The sequence below is a fragment of the Sphingopyxis sp. genome (assembly GCF_016793825.1).
Classification (GTDB): Bacteria; Pseudomonadota; Alphaproteobacteria; order Sphingomonadales; family Sphingomonadaceae; genus Sphingopyxis.
The window spans coordinates 60,071-75,998 of record NZ_JAEULM010000011.1; the positions used below are offsets into that span (position 1 = coordinate 60,071).

Consider the following 15,928-nt stretch of genomic DNA (forward strand, 5'->3'; position numbering starts at 1 on the left):
CTAGAGGCGATCGTAGATAGCCTTCGGCAGAAATTTCATCAGGCCAGCGACGAGCCGCCAGCGTTTGGTGACATAGGCATGAGATTTGCGGGCGCGAATGGCGCCGTAGATCTGGTTTGCCGCCTTTTCAGGCGACGCAACCCAGAAGAGTCCGTCACCCTTCGCCATTGCGGTGTCGACGAAGCCGGGCCTCACGTCGGTCGTTGCGATCGGCAAGCCCCGGCGTGCCATGTTCTGGCGAAGCCCCTCCATATAGTTGGAGACGAAGGCCTTGGACGCATTGTAGGCAGGCGCGTCGCCGCCGCCGCGTAATCCCGCGATCGACGAAATGGCCACAAGATGCCCCGTGCCTTGAGCGAGGAAGTGCTGCATGCCGATATTGGCCGCGGCCGCGAACCCCTCCACATTCACCGCGATCGTCTCGCGTTCCGCCGCCCAGTCAAGATCGGCATTTATGTGGCCGACCCCGGCACTGATCACCAGCAAGTCGAGCCCGCCAAGCCGCTCGATCAGGGCGGCGAGTCCGCGTTGCATCGCGTTCGTGTCGGCCACATCGAAAGCCTCGTAGATTATCGAACCGGAAGAATTGCCAGCGAGATCGGCGAGCAGGTCGCGGCGCCGACCGGTGACGCCAACCGAGTAGCCATGACGCGAGAGCAGCATCGCCAGCTCTCGGCCGATCCCCGAACTCGCGCCGACTATGATCGCTCTGTTCACGGTCAAGCTCCTGGAATGCGCCGGAACATGACTCCGATCACAGCCTTCGTCATCAGATTTCAAATGCTCCGAGAAAGTCGGCCATAATTTCCGCGGCATGTCGCTGCCGCAAGATCCGGGCGTTCAGCAGATCGTGGTCGGCCGAGACATCGGCTTCGTCGTCTTCGAAACTTGCCACGGCGACGGGCCCGTCGCGCAAATAGCTCTCGTCGGGATTGGGATCGCGGAAGCGAGCCGCCAAGCGAGTAAGAGCCTCGCGTATCGCCTCGGCATGCGGACCGGTCAGTGCAGCCGCGAATGCGGATTGCGCCGCGCCGACGCCACCTTCCAGATTCTCGATGCAGTAGATCAGGTCGTGCGCATCCTTGCGCTCGAACCTCTGATCGAAAGCAAAGGCCTTGAGACAGGTGAAGGTGACGATATCAGCGTAGCGCACGACCTCGGTGGCACGGCCCTTACCGTTCAGCAGGTCCGCCGTGATTTCGACGGTCCCGTGATGGTAGAACACCATGGACGCGTGAGGGATGTTCAACGCCGAGACATTTCCGTCCGAAGGCAGTTCCTTGACCTTGCCGCCTCCAAGTTCCGGCGAGTCCGCCAGAAACTCGAGGATCATCGTCGTGCCGTCCTCGATCTCGGCGCGCCACCGCCAGGATTGCTTCGCACCCTTGTCATTCTCGGCGCGCTCGAAGTTCATCGCCTTCAGATTTTCTTCAAGCGTGCTGTAGGCTTCGGTCGTCGTGAGGATTCCGACGTCGACGACGATATCGACGTCGCCCGTACCCGCATGTTTCGGAACCTTCGGAGGCTGGGCGGTCACGAGATAGCGCGGCGCGAGACCGCCGACGAGAAAGACCGAATCCTTCCATGGTCCAAGCCCGCGCAGGAGCGTGACCAGCACGCGCTCGCACGCGTCGGTGACCATGTCTTCATAGCCGCTGATCGTCTGTGGTTTGGGCATTATTTATCCAGACGTTCGCTACGGAGGTGCATCGCCATTTCACGGGAACGGCCGGACGCCTGGAGCAGGTCGAGATAGACCTGCAGCGGCGGCGCGTAGCAGACGCCGTCGATCCGTTGGCCCACCGCGACATCGCGCCGGCTCTTCGCCTCGATGATGCCGAGGTTCCATCCTTCAGCGACCGGCCGCGCGTCGAGATTGAGCAGCGCCTCGATCAGCTTCTGCCCGGGCTCGATCCGGCAACGGAGCTGTGAGATCGACGAGAGATAGGGGGCATAGATTTGAGCGGCGACTTCGCCGGTGACCGCATAGGCGGCCTTCGCCTCGTCGCACGCCTGATCAAGGCGCAGCGCGAGCGCCAGTGCGTCACTCCCTTTCGGGACATAGTAACGCCGCACCGTCGGCGCCTTCTGATCGCTCGCATAGCTGGTCCAGGCTTCGAGAAGGGGCCGTGCGGCGCGCAGGCGACGCTGTTTCGACGGACCCGCGCCCTGCACATCGACCCACTCGCGCCGTTCGAGCTCCGTGAGGGTCTCGGAAGCCGTGGCTGGCGAAACGCCGCTCGCATCGGCGAGATCCTTCACGCCCAACCAGTCCTGCCGCCTCTCATAAATTTCATGGAGTGCGCGCGCTTTTTGGCCCTGAAAAATGGAATCGAATTTCTTAGTCCCTTTTTTCGGAGCCGGTTTATCGAGGAATATAAATGCCTTTTTGCCCGGAATATAAAGCGAGCCTCCAAGGTCGAAATATCCGACGCGCTCTTCCCGAAAGATTTCTCGAGCGCCCGGCGAGATGGCACGAGCGACGAAAAAGGGAATAATTTCCCGGTCGTCCCCGGAATTGCTGAGATGGGCCTGATTATTCCGAAGCTGCCAGATTGCTTCGCGCACATCGCGCGGAAAAAGCTGCGCCTTGATTTCGACAAGCAGGAGCAGCGGCTGGCGGTTGATAAATGCACCAATCAGCGCATCGGCGCGGCCGCGCGGCCCAATTTCGACCTCATATCGCTCGATCTGCGCGTGCGACTGAGGCAGCGCCAAAAGCGCCTCCAAAAGCGCATCGAGCAATTCGCGCTGAGAATTTTCAAATTCGGCCATATTTTGTGTCCAGCAAAAATCAGCATAAAAGTGAATATTCGGAAAAACGTTGATATTTGCTGCGCAGAAAATTTGCATTAAAAAAATGAGAAAAATCTTTGGCGCGGATTTTGCCCAAATCGCAATAGCCTCATAATTACCGAAATTCCGGGAAGGACGCGAATGACCTGCTATTATCAGGGCTGTACCAGCAAAGGGACTACGAAGGAGCATATCCCACCCAAGGCCTTCTTTCCCGAGGGCGAGCGCGATCAGCTGCTGACGGTGCGATCTTGTCCTCACCACAACAACGCAAAATCGAACGACGATCTCTATGTCCTGGCGCATATCTGCATGAACGCCTCGCCGAGCAATCGCGCGCGCGAGGTTTGGGAAGCGAAGGTGGTTCCCCAGCTCTCATTCAATGGCGACAAGTTTCGGGAAATGCTTGCGGCGGGCGCAAAGCCGAATAGCGACGGGGTGAAATATCCCGTCAACAAGAGACGGTTTGACGACTTCTTCACGGCCCTTTCGTGCGGGCTAATTTACAAATCGCAGAAGTCGCCCTTACCCACCAGCTACCGGATCGGGCACATTTATCATGCATTCACGAGCGACGCTGATCCCGCCGTGCAATTGCTCGAAGCAGCGATCGGCGCATTCTATAGCGGTCCGCCAATCGACAGTTTCGACTTTGGCAAACCAAATCTGCAGAACGAGCGGATCTACACCGCCGAAATCTTCGGCCACGCCGGTTTCGGGGGACATATCACCATCGCACACTGCTTTTTCGGCACCTTCAAAGTGACCTCGATGCTGTCGAAGTTCTAACCACGCCGTGCCCCAAATGGGCATGCTGATCATCCGCTCTTAAACCGTTGCACCACTTTCACATGACGTCACCTCAGCCTACATTCCGGGAATGAAGATTTTCTGGTCTTGGCAAAGCGACACGCCGCAGAACGCGGGTCGACATTTTGTACGCGAGGTCATCGCCGACGTCGCGCGCAGCCTCAACGGCGAAGATGATACCGAGGACGCCGAAAGGCCCGAAGTGGACGACGAGGACGAGGCGGACGATCTTCCCGCCGACGACGGCCGCGTCGAGGTCGATCACGACACCTACGGTGTAGGCGGATCACCGCCGATCGCCGAAACGATTCTCCGCAAAATCCGCGCGGCGGCGGTTTTCGTCGCCGACGTTACGCCGATCACTGAAACCGCGGCGGGCAAGCGGGTTCCAAATCCCAACGTCATGATCGAACTCGGCTACGCCCTTCGCGTGCTGGAACATGAGCGGATCGTGCTCGTGATGAACGGGGCAGAAGGCGCAGCCCTGAAATATCTTCCGTTCGATTTGCGCCACTGGCGGGCACCGATCATCTATAAGTTGCACAAAGATGCCCCCGAAGAGCGGAGGCTCGAGGTTGCGGCTGAACTGAAGATCAACCTTCGCAGGGCGATCTTACCGGGCCTGAAGCTTGCGGAAAAGAAGATGCGAGAAGACGAACGGCGCACGAACCGAATGCCCGAACTGAGCGTCACCCTCGATGGAGATGTCGAAGGGCCGCAGCACATAAGCCAGAAAGTGACCAGCCTCGGCGTGCGGACGCTGGAAGATATCAAGAAGGAAACGCCCCTTCTTCCACTACCGGCCAAAGGCGGCCGCATCGGTCCAGCAAGAATCACCATGTCCAGCCAAATCGGCATTCTGGACAGCCTCGGCCACAAGCGGCCCGTCTCGCAATGGACGACGGAAGAAACAGAGGGATATAACAGGCACGTTCAGGCCTATTATGCCTCTTACGCTAGATTTCTCGAGAAACGCGTCGACTTCGAGCGCCTCCGCCTCCGGAGCTTCCAGGTCAATCTGCGTCTCGAAAACAACGGCACCCTCCCGGCGACCGATATCGACGTCGATATCTATTTCCCCGAGGGGATCGTCCTCTACGACGATGATGAGAAATTCGCGGCCGAGCCAGAACCACCAGAAGCGCCTCCCCTGCGCCCAATGGGGCCGGGCACCGCAATCATCCGCCATGTCGGGATAGACATTCCAACCTCGCTTAATCCTGGCTGGATGTTACGGTCCACGCGGGTCCATCCAACCGAACGCCGCGTCACTTTCTCGGCAGACGAGCTGAAGCACAACCATAGCTTGACGTTCGACTCATTCGTCATTTCTTTCGCGACTGCCGAAGACATCAAGTCGTTTGAAGCCGAATTCGAAATTACCGCCAACGAGCCCATCGATCCAATAACCGGCACTGTCGCGTTCGAGGTGGTTTGCGGCGACGATTAGCGAGCGCTGCCGGGCCAGCAGAAGCCCGCTCCTGCCGATGAACCGCAATTGGGATTTTCGCGCATTTCAGATGCGGGATAATTGTTCGCGCTCCAAGCCCAATGGCAGTTTCAGAAACAGCCGAAAGGACCTCACACAACGAGGAATGCGCTTGAATTGACCGGCGTCGCCGCCCAATCTCCAGGCATGGGGCATCGGGAACGCGTGTTGGATTTTGTGAGCCGGTTTGCTGGCCGTGACGATGACGAAATTGCGCAGGCGCTTCACATCACGCGACGTCAGACCGTCAATCAGATTTGCAGGGCCTTGGTCCAGAGCGGACAACTTGAGCGGCGCCCCAACGGGCAAGGCAAGATCGGCAATTACCCTGCTTCTGGCGAAGCTGAACCAATAACCGACGCACATTCAGCGAGGGCCACGAAGCTGCCCTCTATCCTCCCGACGGACTGGTTCTGGGAGGGGAATGTCGTCGAGAAGCTCGCGGCACATTTCATCCGCGACGGATGGACGATCGTCCGGTGCGCGGACACGGCATCGCGCGAACCGGGGCCTGACATCCACGCTGAGCGGTCGGGAGCGACGCTGCTGGTCGAGGTCAAGGGCTATCCCTCAGCACAGTATCGCGATCCGAGACGCGCTGGGGAGAAGAAGCGCACCAGTCCTTCCCTGCAAGCCCAGCAATGGTTCTCGCACGCCCTGCTCAAGGGCATGCGACTGCAAAATGAATATCCGAACGCCACGGTCGCCTTGGCGTTTCCCGATTTCCCGCGATATCGGACTCTCACCGAGGAAATCAGGGGCGGATTAGACAGGGTGCGCTTGACGGTCCTGTTCGTAAGCGACGCGGGCACAGTATCCATTGTGGCCGCTCCCGCGCCATAGCCACGGCGGCGTTCCACTTTCGATCCTGATCGAAGACCTGAAGAGACCGACACAATTAGCCCCAATCTGGTTCTATCTGCCGCCACGCCCCTGCATGGACCTGACCGTCGGCGCTAGGTTCGTTCATCGGAGGTAGTGATGATCGATTTCAAGATACTGGCGATCGCCAGCCTGGCGACCCTGTCAGCATGCGCTGAGCCCGAGCCGCGCAGCGTTCAATATTTCGAGGCCAATCTCGATGAGGCGCGCAACGTCGTCCAAAGCTGCACGGCTGGCGATATGCGCGGCGATGAATGCAGCAATGCCAATGTCGCGGTCGAGACTGCCGAGGGCAAGGCTCGCTTCGAGCGCTTTCGCGGAAAGAAGTAACGGGCCTCAGCCTGCCTGACGCGCTGTTGCCTCAAGCTCAGCGATGCGGTCACGGCAGATAATCTCGACGATATCGGCGAGGTGCTGAACCCGCGCGCCGAGCCATTCCAGTTCGTCCGCGGTGATCGCGTAATGCTTCGAATAGCGCGCCTTGATGTACGCTTCCTTCAGCTTTTCGAAGCGCGATCGGTCGGCCTTCACTTCTCGCGGCCATGCCTCGATCAACCGGTCGTCGATCCGCTCGGCCTGGGTGCGCAGAAAAACAAGGTTATGGATGTGCGGCGTGTGGAAAGTGCATACCAACAAAATGCAGTGGTAATATCGTTCCGTCGCCTGATGAAGCTGAAAGGCGGCATTATTCAACCACCCTTCAGTGACAGCGCTTCGATAGTGATGAAGAAACTGCGCTCCGCTAGGATACCACTCGTCAAAATACTCGCGCGCCATCTCGAGCGCTGCATGCGGCGTCATAGGCTTGGGTTCTGCGAGCTCCTTCCCGTCGGCCTCGTATAGCGCGATCCCGTCACGAGCGACGTCGATAAAGAAATAGCGCCCCTGCGTAAGGCCGGAATTCACCTCGTCGAGGCTGTGAACGATGAAGTTCACCGGCGTGCGGAGCCGCTTCGTCACCGACAACTCACGAATGAGCCGATCGTCGAGCTTCGACCAATAGTCCGCCCGATCGGTCAGCCGCTTGTCATTGACGATGATCAGCAGGTCATAGTCCGACTGATAGCCCTTCGCCGTGTGCGGCTCGTCGACCCAGCCACCCCGTGCATAGCTGCCGTAGAGGATGATCTTGGAAATCCGGCCCTTGCGCTTCCAGTCCTGCGTCGCGAGCGCCAGCGCATCCTCGAATTCCTCGAAGATGATCTCGACGACGCGCTCGATCTCGCGTTGCTTGTGCGGGGGAAGATGTTCGAGGCTGCTCTGCATTGGGGTCACCCTAACAAGGTGGCGGCACCCTTGCACCCGGAAGATTGTTCCGATGCGCAAGGATGCCGCAAGATGGCCGCCGCTCAGTCGGCGGGTGTCCAGATGATCGCGAAAACATCGTCGCGATCCTGTCCCGCGGCCCGAACTCGGGGGTCGCGAGCGAAAGGGAGACATAGGGTCGCCCCGATTGCTCGGCGACGCGGATCCAGCCGGCGCCGATTTCGACGCCATCGGACCAAACGCGATAGTCGGGCTGCACATCGCTCGCCTTGCCGCGGTTGGGGCGTATCTCGATCGGTGCCTTGATCGAAAGCGTTATGAGCTGGCCCACAAAGCCCTTCTCGATGCTGCCGCTGACGATGCCGATGCTCGCCATGTCGATACTCCTGCTGATTTGCCCGGGACCATCCCGGGCGTGCAGCCGGGCGGGTCGGCGGCTTGAGGCGCTTGCGCACCCGAAGGGCCGAAGCGCAGCGGAGGAGTGAGGCTACGCCTCGCTTGCGCGGGCGCCGCCGCCGACCAGATTGGCGGAGCGTTCTTGGGTGGGACCGATCGAACTTAGACAGTGGAAGAGCGATAAGGGCGAGCGATCGCGCCAAGGATATGACGAAGCCGAAAAAGGGGCTGCATCGATACGGATGCTTCCCGGCCTCGTCGCGGCGATATATAGGCCTGCTCTATCGGACGTGGTTCTTCTGAAGGCACGCGCTCGACGGTCGTAACTCTGCTGAACAGGATCGTGTCGATGCCGTGGCCAAAAGGTACGCGCGCCCTCGTGCTGCACAATGCGAAGGCGCGGCAGGGAGAGCAGGCGCTGGTTCCCGTTCGCGAGCGTCTCGCTGCGGGCGGCCTTCTGGTGACGGTCGAGCCGTTCGAGAGCTTGCCCGAAATTGCACGCGACGTGACACGCTTGCATCAGACCGCCGATATCATTGTCGTGTGCGGCGGCGACGGTTCGATCTCATCCGCTGCGCCGGCTGTGATCGAGAGCGGCCTGCCGCTGGGAATCATTCCCGCCGGAACCGCGAATGACCTGGCGCGCACCCTTTCCATCCCGCTCGACTTCGCAGCGGCGGCCGACGTCATTGTCGAGGGTCACAGCCGACGGATCGATGTCGGCACGGTCAATGGCCATGCCTTCTTCAATGTCGCGAGTATCGGGATCAGCAGTGAACTTGCGCAGAAGCTCGACCCGGCGATCAAGAAAAGGTTCGGCCGCCTCGGCTATGCCGTCGCCGCGCTGCGGGTCATCCTGGCTGCCCAGCGGTTCCGGGCGAGGATCCGCGAGAAGGGCGAGTCGAGGACCGTCAGCACCTATCAGGTCGCGATCGGCAACGGGCGTCTCTACGGGGGAGGTAACGTCGTAGAGGAGAATGCCGCGATCGACGACGGCACGCTCGATCTTTATAGTCTCGAGGTCAAAAATCTCTGGAAGCTCGCCCTCATGCTTCGCGCCTTCCGCTCCGGCACGCATGGGGCGTGGAAGGAAGTGCGCACCGCCAAATGTGTCGAGTTCGATATCGAGACCCGGCGGCCGATGCCGGTGAACACCGACGGTGAGATCGTCACCGCGACGCCGGCGCATTTCCGAGTTTTACCCCGCGCAATTTCGGTACTCGCACCGTGCGAATGCCCCGTCACTGCGCGGCAATTCCCACTCTATCACCATTGAGCGAGGATCGGCGATCCGCCGCGAAGCCCTTGTGAGAAGGACGGCTTTGCCGTAAATCGCGAAGCGCGGGCCGGGCCCCTCTGACGGTCGTACAGCGACGGCCGTGATGTCGGACCGCATCGAGCGACGCTCGGTGCAATTGTCTGCGTTCCCATCGATCTGCACCTTTGCGCGACCGGTTCTGTGGCAGCATCGCTGAGGAAGGGCGTTCGACATGGAAGGCTTGGTCACCCTGTTTCAGGATCCCGCGGTCTGGGCGGCACTGTTGACGCTAGTGGTGATGGAAATCGTCCTCGGCATCGACAACCTCATCTTCATCTCGATTATCTCCAACAAATTGCCCGAAGCCCAGCGGCAGAGAGCCCGGCGCATCGGCATCTCGCTGGCGCTGGTCATGCGCCTCGCGCTGCTTTCGGTGATTGCCTGGCTCGTCGGGCTGACGGCGATCGTCGTCGATTTCGGATTGCAGGGCGCGCCGGATGCCTATGGCAAGCCAAGCTTCGAGACCGCCTTTTCCTGGCGCGACATCATATTGATCGCCGGCGGCCTCTTCCTGATCTGGAAGGCGACTTCCGAAATCCACCATAATGTCGATCCAAACCCGAACGACGATGTCTTCAACGCGGGCAAGAAGGCGCTGACGTTCGGATCGGCGATCGTCCAGATCCTGCTGCTCGATCTGGTCTTTTCGGTCGACTCGATCCTGACAGCCGTGGGCATGACCGAACATCTGCCGATCATGGTGATCGCGGTGGTTTCGGCGGTTCTCGTCATGCTGCTCGCGGCCGACCCTTTGGCAAACTTCATCCGCGACAATCCGACCGTCGTGATGCTGGCGCTCGGTTTCCTGCTGATGATCGGTGTCGTGCTGATCGCGGACGGCTTCGGAGCAAAGGTGCCCAAGGGCTATATCTACACCGCCATGGCATTTTCGGCCGGGGTGGAAGGGCTCAATATTTGGGCGCGGCGCAGACGTGAGCGGGTCGCGCTTGCAAAAGCCTCGGGCGAAACCGCCGAAACGAAATAGTCGACGCCCGGCAGCACCGAAGCTGTTCTGCCGTCGTTTCCGGAGAATAGACTCGATCTGGATCTATCTCGGTGCAGTCGGCTTGCATGCCGCTGCGGCAAGGCTATGCTTTGAAGTGCATCGGGCAAGGCGCACGGTGCCAGGCGTGAGAACCTGCTTAGCTTAGTTTTCCTATTCCATCCTGCCGGGTGGCCGCTGCGCATGTCCAAGCCCTCGGGCTAAAGGCGGCGGCGCTTGTTCGCTAAGCAAGTTCTCAACGCCCGGCTTGCCGCCTTCGTCCCGAACGGGAAGGCGGCAGGTATGGACTTCGAGGACAAGGACAGCGAGCGACCGGGAATTGCCGGCGGCGACCCCTTGCCGCCGGAGGATTGGGAGCGGGTCGGGCGCTCGGCGCGCATCGAGGCGATCTACTCCGAGCACCGGCCGCACATCACCCGCTTCTTCCGCGGACGCGCCCCGAACCAGGATGTCGGCGACCTTGTGCAGGAAGTCTTCAGCCGCTTTGCGAGTGCGCGCGGCGGCCTCGCTGCGCTGGTCGAAGGCCCCGGAGCCTATCTCGTGAAGAGCGCCCGGATGCTCCTCGCCGAATATGGTCGCGCCGACGGGCGCCGCCACCGGTCGCAGCACGACAGTTTCAGCGATGAACATGAAGGATCGAGCGACCCGCACGCCGCGCTCGAGGCGCGCGACGTCCTGCGCCGGGCAGAAAGAGCCATTTCGAGGCTATCTCCGCTCACGCGCGAGATTTTCCTGATGCATCGCTTCGAAGGACTACGCTATCCCGAGATCGCTCGAATCAAGGGAATCAGCGTGAAGACGGTCGAAAGCCACATGACCAAAGCCCTTGCCGCCATCAAACGCGCGCGGGGTAAGCAGTGAGCCGCGCCGATAGCGAAGCCACCGCCTGGCTCGACAAGATGATAGGCCCCGATGCCGACCAGCACCGGGCGGCGTTCGACGAATGGCTGGCCAAGCCGGGCAATGCCAAGGCCTATGACGAAGCGCGCGACAATTGGACCTGGGCTGGAGACATGTCGACCGCGCGGATCGCGGCCGATGTTCGCGCCGATGCTCGGGAGCGTGAACCCGGCGGGCGGCGATGGGCATTTGCCACGATCCTCGCTGCGGTGATCGCGGTCGGGTTCGCCTGGTATCTGGTCGGTCGCGACGGCGATCAGCCGATCATCGCCACCAATTCGGCGCAAGGCGAGAAAAGGCTCGCCGACGGGACGCGCGTGACCCTGATGGACGGCGCCCGCATCGAGACGCGCTTCTCGGACGGCGAACGCCGCGTCATCCTGCATGACGGCCGCGCCAGGTTCGAAGTCGCGCACGACGCATCGCGTCCCTTCCTCGTCGAGGCCGGAGATTCGGTCACGCGCGCGCTCGGTACCATCTTCGAGGTCGATCTCCGCGCGGATGTTCCGCGCATCGCGCTTGTCGAAGGCTCGGTCGAAGTGCGGCGCCTCGAAGGCGGAAAGGCACTTCGCCTCCGTCCCGGCGAACGCGCCGAGGTCAGGTCGACCGGCCCCCAGCCGATCACTGGCGAGGAGGCGAACGCCCCGGCCAAATCGCTGTGGGCCGACAATCTCCCGCTTGGTGCGATCCTCGACCGCGCGGGCCGGGAGAATGGCGTCACGATCAGCTTGGCCGACCCGGCGCTGGCGTCGCTACAGGTAACGGGCCGCTTCGACATGACCGATGCCCGGAAACTTGCGCTGAAGCTCGGCGCCGCGCTCGATCTCAAGGTCGAGTTCGGTACGAACGGACCGATTCTCAGCGCGAAATCCGAGTAGGACACCCAAGAAAAACCCATAGGGTGTTCGGAGCACCCGTCATTTTTTCCCTTCAGACGGCCAAAATCGGCCGCACGGGAGGGATGAATGACGATGAAATTTTTCGCGGCCGTTCTGGCTTCGGGCGTCTCGGCGACCGCACTCTATGCACCCAGCGCGTGCGCGCAGACGGGCGAGCTGACGTACAATATCGAGGCCCAGCGCCTTAGCGACGCACTTCGCAAATATTCGGACATATCCGGCCGCGAGGTCATCGCGGCTTCGAGCCTGCTCGAAGGCCGACGCAGCAACCGTGTCCGCGGGCGCCTCTCTCCCGACGCCGCCCTTTCGCCCCGCACATCAAGGCCGAGCCAAGGCAGAAGCTTGCTGTGTACCAGCGCAACCTCGACTGGTTCCGCTTCTGGCTGCAGGGCTACGTCGATCCCGATCCTGCCAAAATAGCTCAGTATGAGCGTTGGACCGGCCTGAATTTCCCGCCGCCCAAATCTGAAACCGATGCGATCCAAAGTTCGATATCGGCGAGTTCGAGCAAACGAAAATAGTCATAGTCGCCCTCGATCCGCTCGCGCGCCAGATAGGCTTCAACCCTCTTCCGATCGATCAGACCCTCGCGTGCGAGCCGCCCCTCCAGCAATATGGGCGCAAGGGCGCGGCGCTGTGCCAGGAACGCCTCGGCGCACATCGTCTCGAGCCGCCCCTTGTTGCGGCGCCATGCGACGATGCCGGGGAGGTGGCTCGCAAAGGCTGCGCGCGCAACCGCCCGATCACGGCCGCCGGCGACCCAGGCCCAGGACGGAATGGCGAGACAAAGCTCGACCACCGGCTGCGACAACAGCGGAGCGACGACATCGCGTCCGTACCAACGCCCGGGACGATCCAGAAAGTCGCCAATGCGCAGGATAGATTGTACGTGACGGATCTTGCCGACGGGGAGGTCATCCACGACCTCGTCCCATGGGTGCGGCAGCGGTTCATCGGGGAGCATGGTCCGCACGCAATATCCATCGTCGCGAGGCCAGGCGGCATCTCTGCCGGCGCGCCACTGCCGCCAGACGGCCCGGGCTGCCCTCCAGACGGTTGCATTGCAGAGACGAGCGCAATCATTGAGAGCGGCAAGGCTGCGCGGGCGCGGACCGAGCGAAAGCAACGCATCGAGCGCCGGCATGATCGACCGATTGATCGCGAAGACATTGTCTCCACCGATCCCGGTAAAGATGCTGGACCCCGACATCTCATTGGTCGCCGAACCGAGAGCCGCGTCGATCCCCGCGAGGACGCCATAGGTGGCCGGGCGCGGTGCCAGGAACGCAGGGCCTGCGGTGAGGTCGAGCACAGCGTCGCCATGCAAATATTCGACAAGGTCGATGCCGCATCTTTCGGAGACGGCGCGAGCAAAGCGTCTTTCATCGCCATCGGGGCTGGCCGTCGCGATCGTCGCGGCGGAAAAGGCGTGTCCGCCCTGCGCCAGCGCGGCCGCGACGATCGAGCTGTCGAGGCCGCCGGACAACTCGACAACGATGCTGTCGCGACTGTCGGCCCAAGCCGAAACGCAAGTACGAATGCTTTGCTCAAGAAGCATCGGGGCGTCAACCTCACCCACGCTCTCTCGCGCATGCGGCCATGGAGACCAGAAAGTCTCGGTTGTCGGAAGCCCGCGGCCAAGGATGAGCGCCGTTCCCGGCAGAAGCTCCTGGACCCCCGACAGCCCGGTTCTCGCCGTGCGAAAGTTGCTGAACGACAGGAGGTAACGAAGATATTCCTCATCGACCGAGAGGGCGACGCTGAAGGCTTCAATCAGCTCGAGGTGCGAGAAGAGCAGAACCCCTCCCGCTGCCTCCAGCCAGTATAGCGGCATCCCGGTGATCGGAGCCCGCCGGATCGTCAGACCTCCGGCCTGGTCCACCATAAACTCGAGATAATTGCCCCATGAAGTCGAGCGCGAATTCTCGAACCAATCGCCAAGAAACAGGCGTCCCGGATCGGGGATCGATATACGGACGCCATCACCTGCGAAAAGCGCTAGTTCCGGAACGAGGCGGTCCAACGAACGCAGACCATGCCTACCGGCTGCCACTGCAAGCTCTGTGGCCAAAGGTTCGCCGCCTAGAAATCCGAGGATAGCGCGCTCCATCATACGACCAGAATCGGCTGATAGTTTCGTGCCTCCTCCGCCGTTCCCGTCAGGACATATGCGCCCGACTGGAGCCAGCAATGCGCCGCGAAGGGATTGGTGCGCACTCCGAAGACGAGCGTTGGCGCGAGACTCCTGTGAAGCGCCATCCGGTATAGCGCGAGCGAATCGACAAGGCAGCGGGGCGCGATCGGAACGAAGGTCCGCGAGCGCGCGAATGTCGTCCCCAACGCTCTCAGTTCACTCTCGTGTCCGCTTCTGTCCAGAAGCCGCTTGTCGCGAAGCAGTTGCTCTATAGTCGAAGGTAGCCGGTCGGGCTTCAGCGCCCGCGCAGCCCAAGCCAATGCGCGCCAGGCGCCGAAGAGCGATCGAAGGCCGCTCCGCTCGGAGTCCGGGCGGCTGAGATCGTCTGTCGGAACGTCGATTGCGGGCGCTTCGATACGAAAACCAAAATCGCCGCGGACGAAGAGGCCGGTGTCGACGAGCAGCGTCATAGCATCACTGTCGTTGGGCTTGCCGGCGAGAAGCCGATCGAATGCCGCGCGCCGGGCATCCGTCATGAGGACGTAGCGGTCGCGCCGGAGATCGAGAAAGATCATATCCGGGCCAACGGTGCAAAAGCCCACACCGGGTGCGAGTTTCCAGCTCATCGCATCATACCGTATCCGGGTGCCGGCGGGTCGCGCCGACACCCGAACGATCGGCTCAGTCGAGGCTGATGCCGTTCTGCAGGTCCTTCCCGCCGATTTCGACCGGGGGGCCGAAATCGCCGAGGGTGTCTGCGCTGACGCTGCCGAGCTCGACGAGGTCGTTGGTTTCGCGATCCATGATCGTTTCCTCCATGATGCCGCGGAATTGCGGCTCTCTCGAAGCTAAGGAGGCCGCGCCGTATAGGAATTTAATACGACTCATATTCTCCGAATATTATCCACCGGCTCGGACCGGCGCCGGATCTCCGCAGCGACGCGGCCGGCATAAGAGGCACGGCGACGATGGAAGCGCGTGATTTTGCTGCGTAATGCGCTCCACCGGCCGAACCGGTAATCGTCCGCCATCGCCGTGAGCGCATCATTTGCGGACCCGTCGACTCGAGCCTCCAATGTGCGGATTGTCATGCTTCGCTCGACACAATTGATGATCGAAGCGCGAAGTTCGCCATTGCCGCTGGCAATTGCGATGGTCCGGAAGAGGCCATTGAGCCCCTCGGGATAGGACTGGTGATTCGCGAGCGAGATCAGTCCGCCGGGCAAATCGGGCCTCGGCGTCCTCCCCTTCAACGCCAGCGAAAGGAGAGCGCCGGTCAGCTCCTCGCCGGGGCGCGCGGAGAGCACCGTCGCGGAGACTTCGAGAAACTTGGGTTTGTGCGGATCCATGCGCATCGAATAGCGGATCGCGATCGGGTCCTCGGCAAGCCGCTCGATCCGGACATAGGGGTTCCAGATCCGGTGGTTCTCGAAATCGCCGAGGACCGCCCATATCTGTTCCGGACTATAGGGGAGGTCATGCTCCCGCTCGAACTCCATCAACTTCACTCCTCTATCGATCGGCGGCCGGGCTTTGCCCCGTGCCGATGTCGGTGACGCCCGCAGGCGATGGGTCGGCGTGCGCGCCGCCCGTTGTGAACCAGCGGCGCAGGCGCGGGGCCATCCGGCGTTCGAAGCCCGCCGCGAGGCTGAAGGACGCCGGCACGATCAGCAGCGTCAGCATCGTCGACAGGATGAGCCCGCCGATCACCGTGACCGCCATCGGCGCGCGCCATGCGCCGTCTCCGGTGAGCGAAAGCGCGGTCGGGATCATGCCCGCGACCATCGCGACCGTGGTCATCAGGATCGGTTGCGCGCGCTTGTGTCCGGCGTCGACGATCGCCTCGTCGCGCGGCACCCCGGACGCCATTTCCTCGATCGCGAAATCAACGAGGAGGATGCTGTTCTTGCCGACGATACCGAGCAGCATCAGCACGCCGATGAACACGGGAAGCGAGAGCGGATAGCCCGTCAGCAGCAACGCGACCGCCCCGCCGAGCGGGGCGAGCAGAAGCGAGCCCATGTTGACGAAGGGC

Annotated in this window: 19 protein-coding genes; 9 read left to right on the forward strand and 10 right to left on the reverse strand. The window is 61.6% G+C overall.

Annotated elements, in window-relative coordinates; genetic code table 11:
- From JNM03_RS02400 to JNM03_RS02410, 3 genes are read right to left on the reverse strand one after another with little or no spacing between them, the layout of a single operon-like run.
- The gene (locus JNM03_RS02400) at positions 1-717 is read right to left on the reverse strand and encodes an SDR family NAD(P)-dependent oxidoreductase (RefSeq protein ID WP_234180854.1); all 717 of its coding nucleotides are present in this window, start codon (positions 715-717) and stop codon (positions 1-3) included.
- 52 nt (positions 718-769) lie between these two features.
- Positions 770-1,678, reverse strand: coding sequence for an antitoxin (locus tag JNM03_RS02405; protein ID WP_294034041.1), 909 nt, complete (start codon positions 1,676-1,678; stop codon positions 770-772).
- A complete protein-coding gene (locus JNM03_RS02410; RefSeq protein ID WP_294034042.1) occupies positions 1,678-2,853 on the reverse strand; it encodes a MarR family transcriptional regulator in 1,176 nt (391 codons plus the stop codon). Before JNM03_RS02410 ends, JNM03_RS02405 begins: the two co-directional genes overlap by 1 nt.
- Positions 2,854-2,937: 84 nt before the next feature.
- Here JNM03_RS02410 and JNM03_RS02415 point away from each other — a divergent pair, with 84 nt between their 5' ends.
- The 4 genes from JNM03_RS02415 to JNM03_RS02430 all read left to right on the forward strand — a co-directional run bounded on the left by JNM03_RS02415 (position 2,938) and on the right by JNM03_RS02430 (position 6,307).
- Positions 2,938-3,585 (forward strand): hypothetical protein, encoded by a 648-nt coding sequence (locus JNM03_RS02415; RefSeq protein WP_294034044.1) that lies wholly within the window; start codon positions 2,938-2,940, stop codon positions 3,583-3,585.
- A 91-nt stretch (positions 3,586-3,676) separates the two neighbouring features.
- A complete protein-coding gene (locus tag JNM03_RS02420) occupies positions 3,677-5,056 on the forward strand; it encodes a hypothetical protein (RefSeq protein WP_234180862.1) in 1,380 nt (459 codons plus the stop codon).
- 156 nt (positions 5,057-5,212) lie between these two features.
- Complete coding sequence (locus JNM03_RS02425; RefSeq protein ID WP_234180864.1) at positions 5,213-5,938, forward strand: helix-turn-helix domain-containing protein; 726 nt, start codon at positions 5,213-5,215, stop codon at positions 5,936-5,938.
- A gap of 138 nt (positions 5,939-6,076) precedes the next feature.
- The gene (locus JNM03_RS02430; RefSeq protein WP_234180866.1) at positions 6,077-6,307 is read left to right on the forward strand and encodes an EexN family lipoprotein; all 231 of its coding nucleotides are present in this window, start codon (positions 6,077-6,079) and stop codon (positions 6,305-6,307) included.
- A gap of 6 nt (positions 6,308-6,313) precedes the next feature.
- Here the strand turns inward: JNM03_RS02430 and JNM03_RS02435 are convergent, their stop codons facing one another.
- Together JNM03_RS02435 and JNM03_RS02440 are read right to left on the reverse strand one after the other, a co-directional pair.
- Positions 6,314-7,243, reverse strand: a complete 930-nt coding sequence (locus JNM03_RS02435) for a HEPN domain-containing protein (RefSeq protein ID WP_234180868.1) — start codon at positions 7,241-7,243, stop codon at positions 6,314-6,316.
- A gap of 10 nt (positions 7,244-7,253) precedes the next feature.
- Positions 7,254-7,619, reverse strand: a complete 366-nt coding sequence (locus JNM03_RS02440) for a DUF736 family protein (RefSeq protein ID WP_234180870.1) — start codon at positions 7,617-7,619, stop codon at positions 7,254-7,256.
- A 369-nt stretch (positions 7,620-7,988) separates the two neighbouring features.
- On the opposite strand from JNM03_RS02440, the gene JNM03_RS02445 reads away from it, so the two are divergent.
- The 5 genes from JNM03_RS02445 (at position 7,989) to JNM03_RS02465 (ending at position 12,179) form a co-directional block, all read left to right on the forward strand.
- Positions 7,989-8,915, forward strand: coding sequence for a lipid kinase (locus JNM03_RS02445; protein ID WP_234180872.1), 927 nt, complete (start codon positions 7,989-7,991; stop codon positions 8,913-8,915).
- A gap of 214 nt (positions 8,916-9,129) precedes the next feature.
- Positions 9,130-9,942, forward strand: coding sequence for a TerC family protein (locus JNM03_RS02450; protein ID WP_234180874.1), 813 nt, complete (start codon positions 9,130-9,132; stop codon positions 9,940-9,942).
- 234 nt (positions 9,943-10,176) lie between these two features.
- Entirely contained in the window at positions 10,177-10,821 is a 645-nt protein-coding gene (locus JNM03_RS02455) for a sigma-70 family RNA polymerase sigma factor (protein ID WP_234180876.1), read from the forward strand.
- Complete coding sequence (locus JNM03_RS02460) at positions 10,818-11,738, forward strand: FecR family protein (RefSeq protein ID WP_234180878.1); 921 nt, start codon at positions 10,818-10,820, stop codon at positions 11,736-11,738. The genes JNM03_RS02455 and JNM03_RS02460 overlap by 4 nt, the downstream gene beginning before the upstream one ends.
- A gap of 87 nt (positions 11,739-11,825) precedes the next feature.
- The gene (locus JNM03_RS02465; RefSeq protein WP_294034047.1) at positions 11,826-12,179 is read left to right on the forward strand and encodes a hypothetical protein; all 354 of its coding nucleotides are present in this window, start codon (positions 11,826-11,828) and stop codon (positions 12,177-12,179) included.
- Between the two features lies 1 nt (position 12,180).
- Here the strand turns inward: JNM03_RS02465 and JNM03_RS02470 are convergent, their stop codons facing one another.
- From JNM03_RS02470 to JNM03_RS02490, 5 genes are all read right to left on the reverse strand, one after another.
- A complete protein-coding gene (locus tag JNM03_RS02470; RefSeq protein ID WP_294034048.1) occupies positions 12,181-13,782 on the reverse strand; it encodes an asparagine synthetase B family protein in 1,602 nt (533 codons plus the stop codon).
- An 86-nt stretch (positions 13,783-13,868) separates the two neighbouring features.
- Positions 13,869-14,519: a lasso peptide biosynthesis B2 protein gene (locus JNM03_RS02475; RefSeq protein ID WP_294034049.1), complete on the reverse strand. Its 651-nt coding sequence runs from the start codon at positions 14,517-14,519 to the stop codon at positions 13,869-13,871.
- Positions 14,520-14,574: 55 nt separating this feature from the next.
- On the reverse strand, positions 14,575-14,697 hold the full coding sequence (locus tag JNM03_RS02480; RefSeq protein WP_234180885.1) for a benenodin family lasso peptide: 123 nt from the start codon (positions 14,695-14,697) through the stop codon (positions 14,575-14,577).
- 80 nt (positions 14,698-14,777) lie between these two features.
- Positions 14,778-15,392 carry a hypothetical protein gene (locus JNM03_RS02485; protein WP_294034050.1) on the reverse strand — a complete coding sequence of 205 codons (615 nt, stop codon included), beginning with the start codon at positions 15,390-15,392 and terminating at the stop codon, positions 14,778-14,780.
- A gap of 13 nt (positions 15,393-15,405) precedes the next feature.
- The coding region (locus tag JNM03_RS02490) for an efflux RND transporter permease subunit (RefSeq protein ID WP_294034051.1) at positions 15,406-15,928 on the reverse strand (523 nt) is incomplete at its 5' end.

What these genes read in the sequence shown, in the direction of transcription:
- JNM03_RS02405 (WP_294034041.1), bottom strand. Translation starts at nt 1,678, where the DNA reads ATGCCCAAACCACAGACGATCAGCGGCTATGAAGACATGGTCACCGAC.
- JNM03_RS02410 (WP_294034042.1), bottom strand. Translation starts at nt 2,853, where the DNA reads ATGCAAATTTTCTGCGCAGCAAATATCAACGTTTTTCCGAATATTCAC.
- JNM03_RS02415 (WP_294034044.1), top strand. Translation starts at nt 2,938, where the DNA reads ATGACCTGCTATTATCAGGGCTGTACCAGCAAAGGGACTACGAAGGAG.
- JNM03_RS02420 (WP_234180862.1), top strand. Translation starts at nt 3,677, where the DNA reads ATGAAGATTTTCTGGTCTTGGCAAAGCGACACGCCGCAGAACGCGGGT.
- JNM03_RS02430 (WP_234180866.1), top strand. Translation starts at nt 6,077, where the DNA reads ATGATCGATTTCAAGATACTGGCGATCGCCAGCCTGGCGACCCTGTCA.
- JNM03_RS02435 (WP_234180868.1), bottom strand. Translation starts at nt 7,243, where the DNA reads ATGCAGAGCAGCCTCGAACATCTTCCCCCGCACAAGCAACGCGAGATC.
- JNM03_RS02440 (WP_234180870.1), bottom strand. Translation starts at nt 7,619, where the DNA reads ATGGCGAGCATCGGCATCGTCAGCGGCAGCATCGAGAAGGGCTTTGTG.
- JNM03_RS02445 (WP_234180872.1), top strand. Translation starts at nt 7,989, where the DNA reads ATGCCGTGGCCAAAAGGTACGCGCGCCCTCGTGCTGCACAATGCGAAG.
- JNM03_RS02450 (WP_234180874.1), top strand. Translation starts at nt 9,130, where the DNA reads ATGGAAGGCTTGGTCACCCTGTTTCAGGATCCCGCGGTCTGGGCGGCA.
- JNM03_RS02465 (WP_294034047.1), top strand. Translation starts at nt 11,826, where the DNA reads ATGACGATGAAATTTTTCGCGGCCGTTCTGGCTTCGGGCGTCTCGGCG.
- JNM03_RS02475 (WP_294034049.1), bottom strand. Translation starts at nt 14,519, where the DNA reads ATGAGCTGGAAACTCGCACCCGGTGTGGGCTTTTGCACCGTTGGCCCG.
- JNM03_RS02480 (WP_234180885.1), bottom strand. Translation starts at nt 14,697, where the DNA reads ATGGATCGCGAAACCAACGACCTCGTCGAGCTCGGCAGCGTCAGCGCA.
- JNM03_RS02485 (WP_294034050.1), bottom strand. Translation starts at nt 15,392, where the DNA reads ATGGAGTTCGAGCGGGAGCATGACCTCCCCTATAGTCCGGAACAGATA.